This window comes from Paenarthrobacter sp. UW852 (assembly GCF_024608385.1).
In the GTDB taxonomy this organism is placed as follows: Bacteria; Actinomycetota; Actinomycetes; order Actinomycetales; family Micrococcaceae; genus Arthrobacter.
In genome coordinates this window covers 1-5,667 of sequence record NZ_JAMSGY010000017.1, presented here as the reverse complement: position 1 = coordinate 5,667, position 5,667 = coordinate 1, and the positions used below count along the sequence as shown (strand labels likewise).

At 55.4% G+C, this 5,667-nt stretch carries 3 rRNA genes; all 3 read left to right on the top strand.

Annotated features, from left to right (window positions below):
- The first annotated feature begins 195 nt into the window (after positions 1-195).
- Positions 196-1,715, top strand: a 16S ribosomal RNA gene (locus NEK97_RS19735).
- Between the two features lie 556 nt (positions 1,716-2,271).
- Positions 2,272-5,414: ribosomal RNA gene (locus NEK97_RS19730) — 23S ribosomal RNA — on the top strand.
- A gap of 141 nt (positions 5,415-5,555) precedes the next feature.
- A 5S ribosomal RNA gene (gene rrf / locus NEK97_RS19725) occupies positions 5,556-5,667 on the top strand; the annotation flags it as partial.

Sequence of the window (5,667 nt, the reverse complement as noted above, 5' to 3'; positions counted from 1 at the left end):
CTGTTGTTTGAGAACTCAATAGTGTGCCAAGTTTGTTGATACCGATTGTTTTATTGATTGGTTGAAATTATGGCTGGATCATTGCGCACCCCCGTGTGTGGTGGTCTGGTTTTCAGCTGGTTTCGAATTTTGTGCAGCCGCGTTCTACCGTTATTTCCGGTGGGTGTGGTTGTGTCTGTTTGATTTTTTTTGTTTTCAACGGAGAGTTTGATCCTGGCTCAGGATGAACGCTGGCGGCGTGCTTAACACATGCAAGTCGAACGATGATCCCAGCTTGCTGGGGGATTAGTGGCGAACGGGTGAGTAACACGTGAGTAACCTGCCCTTGACTCTGGGATAAGCCTGGGAAACTGGGTCTAATACCGGATACGACCATTCCACGCATGTGGTGGTGGTGGAAAGCTTTTGTGGTTTTGGATGGACTCGCGGCCTATCAGCTTGTTGGTGGGGTAATGGCCTACCAAGGCGACGACGGGTAGCCGGCCTGAGAGGGTGACCGGCCACACTGGGACTGAGACACGGCCCAGACTCCTACGGGAGGCAGCAGTGGGGAATATTGCACAATGGGCGCAAGCCTGATGCAGCGACGCCGCGTGAGGGATGACGGCCTTCGGGTTGTAAACCTCTTTCAGTAGGGAAGAAGCGAAAGTGACGGTACCTGCAGAAGAAGCGCCGGCTAACTACGTGCCAGCAGCCGCGGTAATACGTAGGGCGCAAGCGTTATCCGGAATTATTGGGCGTAAAGAGCTCGTAGGCGGTTTGTCGCGTCTGCTGTGAAAGACCGGGGCTCAACTCCGGTTCTGCAGTGGGTACGGGCAGACTAGAGTGCAGTAGGGGAGACTGGAATTCCTGGTGTAGCGGTGAAATGCGCAGATATCAGGAGGAACACCGATGGCGAAGGCAGGTCTCTGGGCTGTAACTGACGCTGAGGAGCGAAAGCATGGGGAGCGAACAGGATTAGATACCCTGGTAGTCCATGCCGTAAACGTTGGGCACTAGGTGTGGGGGACATTCCACGTTTTCCGCGCCGTAGCTAACGCATTAAGTGCCCCGCCTGGGGAGTACGGCCGCAAGGCTAAAACTCAAAGGAATTGACGGGGGCCCGCACAAGCGGCGGAGCATGCGGATTAATTCGATGCAACGCGAAGAACCTTACCAAGGCTTGACATGAACCGGTAATACCTGGAAACAGGTGCCCCGCTTGCGGTCGGTTTACAGGTGGTGCATGGTTGTCGTCAGCTCGTGTCGTGAGATGTTGGGTTAAGTCCCGCAACGAGCGCAACCCTCGTTCTATGTTGCCAGCGGTTCGGCCGGGGACTCATAGGAGACTGCCGGGGTCAACTCGGAGGAAGGTGGGGACGACGTCAAATCATCATGCCCCTTATGTCTTGGGCTTCACGCATGCTACAATGGCCGGTACAAAGGGTTGCGATACTGTGAGGTGGAGCTAATCCCAAAAAGCCGGTCTCAGTTCGGATTGGGGTCTGCAACTCGACCCCATGAAGTCGGAGTCGCTAGTAATCGCAGATCAGCAACGCTGCGGTGAATACGTTCCCGGGCCTTGTACACACCGCCCGTCAAGTCACGAAAGTTGGTAACACCCGAAGCCGGTGGCCTAACCCTTGTGGGGGGAGCCGTCGAAGGTGGGACCGGCGATTGGGACTAAGTCGTAACAAGGTAGCCGTACCGGAAGGTGCGGCTGGATCACCTCCTTTCTAAGGAGCTGCTAACAACTGTCCGTGTTCTGTGTATGCGGTTCGTGGTGGTTGTCAGTGTTGCCCATTGCGCAGGCGTCTGTTCTGCGGTGGGTGCTCATGGGTGGAATATCAACGAATCATTTTTTGGCATGGCCTGTTCGGTTGTGTCCTGGTGTTAGTACGGTGACTCCCTTTTGGGGGGTTGTTGGGAACGCGTCCGGGGTGTGGTCTGTGTGGGTTGTGTTTGGCGCACTGTTGGGTCCTGAGGCAACAGGACCTTTTTGCAGCAATGCATGGGGGCACTTCTGGTGTTTCTTTTGTTCCTGCTTCCGGTTCTTCCTTCCGCGTGTGCGGCCTCTTTGTTTTTGGGGTTGTGGTGGTGGGGGTCTGGTTGATGGGGTTGTTGTTTGAGAACTACATAGTGGACGCGAGCATCTAGGGACACACGCATACGTGTGTGTTTCTATACAGCAATTTCTTATGAATGAACCTGGCCCTTGTGGTCATGGTTCTCTCGATATGAATGATGCATCGTAGACCGGCGGGCCCCTGTGGGGTTTGTCGGTTTGTGTGTGGTCAAGTTTTTAAGGGCACACGGTGGATGCCTTGGCATTAGGAGCCGAAGAAGGACGTAGGAATCTGCGATAAGCCTGGGGGAGTTGATAACCGAGCGTTGATCCCAGGATGTCCGAATGGGGAAACCCCGCACAACGCTGTCATGGTGATTGTGTGACCCGCATCTGAACACATAGGGTGCGTGGGGGGAACGCGGGGAAGTGAAACATCTCAGTACCCGCAGGAAGAGAAAACAAGAGTGATTCCGTTAGTAGTGGCGAGCGAACGCGGATCAGGCTAAACCGTTCCATGTGTGATAGCCGGCGGGCGTTGCATGGGCGGGGTTGTGGGACTTTCCGTGCTGGTTCTGCCGGACCGGTGAGGTGTGATGTGCAGGCATAGGTGAACGGTCTTGAAAGGCCGGCCAGAGAGGGTGTGAGCCCCGTAACCGTAATGTTTTGTGCCGCCTGGAGAGTATCCCAAGTAGCACGGGGCCCGAGAAATCCCGTGCGAATCTGTCAGGACCACCTGATAAGCCTAAATACTTCCTAATGACCGATAGCGGACCAGTACCGTGAGGGAAAGGTGAAAAGTACCCCGGGAGGGGAGTGAAACAGTACCTGAAACCGTGTGCTTACAATCCGTCGGAGCAGCCTTGTAGTTGTGACGGCGTGCCTTTTGAAGAATGAGCCTGCGAGTTAGTGTTACGTCGCGAGGTTAACCCGTGTGGGGTAGCCGTAGCGAAAGCGAGTCTGAACAGGGCGAGTGTAGTGGCGTGATCTAGACCCGAAGCGGAGTGATCTACCCATGGCCAGGTTGAAGCGACGGTAAGACGTCGTGGAGGACCGAACCCACTTCAGTTGAAAATGGAGGGGATGAGCTGTGGGTAGGGGTGAAAGGCCAATCAAACTCCGTGATAGCTGGTTCTCCCCGAAATGCATTTAGGTGCAGCGTTGCGTGTTTCTTGCCGGAGGTAGAGCTACTGGATGGCCGATGGGCCCTACAAGGTTACTGACGTCAGCCAAACTCCGAATGCCGGTAAGTCAGAGCGCAGCAGTGAGACTGTGGGGGATAAGCTTCATAGTCGAGAGGGAAACAGCCCAGACCACCAACTAAGGCCCCTAAGCGTGTGCTAAGTGGGAAAGGATGTGGAGTTGCGAAGACAACCAGGAGGTTGGCTTAGAAGCAGCCATCCTTGAAAGAGTGCGTAATAGCTCACTGGTCAAGTGATTCCGCGCCGACAATGTAGCGGGGCTCAAGTACACCGCCGAAGTTGTGGATTTCACACAGTACCCTAGCCTTCGTGGTTCAGGGGTGTGGAGTGGTAGGGGAGCGTCGTGTGGGCAGTGAAGTCGCGGTGGAAACCAGCGGTGGAGCCTACACGAGTGAGAATGCAGGCATGAGTAGCGAAAGACGGGTGAGAAACCCGTCCGCCGAATGATCAAGGGTTCCAGGGTCAAGCTAATCTGCCCTGGGTAAGTCGGGACCTAAGGCGAGGCCGACAGGCGTAGTCGATGGACAACGGGTTGATATTCCCGTACCGGCGAAAAACCGCCCATGCCAAGCGGGGGATACTAACCGCCCGGAGCCTGCCCGTACACCCTTGTGGTGTGCCGGGTTTTGGCCGAGCGCGGGACCTGATCCCGGGAGGTAAGCGTATTAACAGGTGTGACGCAGGAAGGTAGCCGGGCCGGGCGATGGTTGCCCCGGTCTAAGGATGTAGGGTCAGGGATAGGCAAATCCGTTCCTGTGTGTTTCGAGCACGATCCTGAGATCTGATGGGACTCCCGTAAGGGGGGATCCGGTGATCCTATGCTGCCAAGAAAAGCATCGACGCGAGGTTTTAGCCGCCCGTACCCCAAACCGACACAGGTGATCAGGTAGAGAATACCAAGGCGATCGAGAGAATTATGGTTAAGGAACTCGGCAAAATGCCCCCGTAACTTCGGGAGAAGGGGGGCCTGCCCCGTGATGGAGACTTGCTCTCCGTGAGCGGGTGTGGGCCGCAGAGACCAGGGGGAAGCGACTGTTTACTAAAAACACAGGTCCGTGCGAAGTCGCAAGACGATGTATACGGACTGACTCCTGCCCGGTGCTGGAAGGTTAAGAGGACCGGTTAGCCACTTGTGGCGAAGCTGAGAATTTAAGCCCCAGTAAACGGCGGTGGTAACTATAACCATCCTAAGGTAGCGAAATTCCTTGTCGGGTAAGTTCCGACCTGCACGAATGGAGTAACGACTTCCCCGCTGTCTCAACCATAAACTCGGCGAAATTGCAGTACGAGTAAAGATGCTCGTTACGCGCAGCAGGACGGAAAGACCCCGAGACCTTTACTATAGTTTGGTATTGGTGTTCGGAGTGGCTTGTGTAGGATAGGTGGGAGACGTTGAAACCCGGACGCCAGTTCGGGTGGAGTCATCGTTGAAATACCACTCTGGTCACTTTGGACATCTAACTTCGGCCCGTGATCCGGGTCAGGGACAGTGCCTGATGGGTAGTTTAACTGGGGCGGTTGCCTCCTAAAAAGTAACGGAGGCGCCCAAAGGTTCCCTCAGCCTGGTTGGCAATCAGGTGTCGAGTGTAAGTGCACAAGGGAGCTTGACTGTGAGAGAGACATCTCAAGCAGGGACGAAAGTCGGGACTAGTGATCCGGCGGTACATTGTGGAATGGCCGTCGCTCAACGGATAAAAGGTACCTCGGGGATAACAGGCTGATCTTGCCCAAGAGTCCATATCGACGGCATGGTTTGGCACCTCGATGTCGGCTCGTCGCATCCTGGGGCTGGAGTAGGTCCCAAGGGTTGGGCTGTTCGCCCATTAAAGCGGTACGCGAGCTGGGTTTAGAACGTCGTGAGACAGTTCGGTCCCTATCCGCTGCGCGCGCAGGAAATTTGAGAAGGGCTGTCCTTAGTACGAGAGGACCGGGACGGACGAACCTCTGGTGTGTCAGTTGTACTGCCAAGTGCATCGCTGATTAGCTACGTTCGGATGGGATAACCGCTGAAAGCATCTAAGCGGGAAGCTCGCTTCAAGATGAGATTTCCATACACATATGTGTGAGAGGCCCCCAGCCAGACCACTGGGTTGATAGGCCGGATGTGGAAGCGAGGACTAAAGACTCGTGAAGCTGACCGGTACTAATAGGCCAACAACTTACACCACACAACACACTGCACGCGTCCACTATGTGGTTCCCAACCAACAACCCCGGGAACCAACAACTAAATAACAACCAAGCACCACAGTTGTAACCACAGTCTTCCCACCCACCCCCACACACGGGGTTGGGACGGGTAACAAGGTTACGGCGGTCATAGCGTGGGGGAAACGCCCGGTCCCATTCCGAACCCGGAAGCTAAGACCCACAGCGCCGATGGTACTGCACCCGGGAGGGTGTGGGAGAGTAGGACACCGC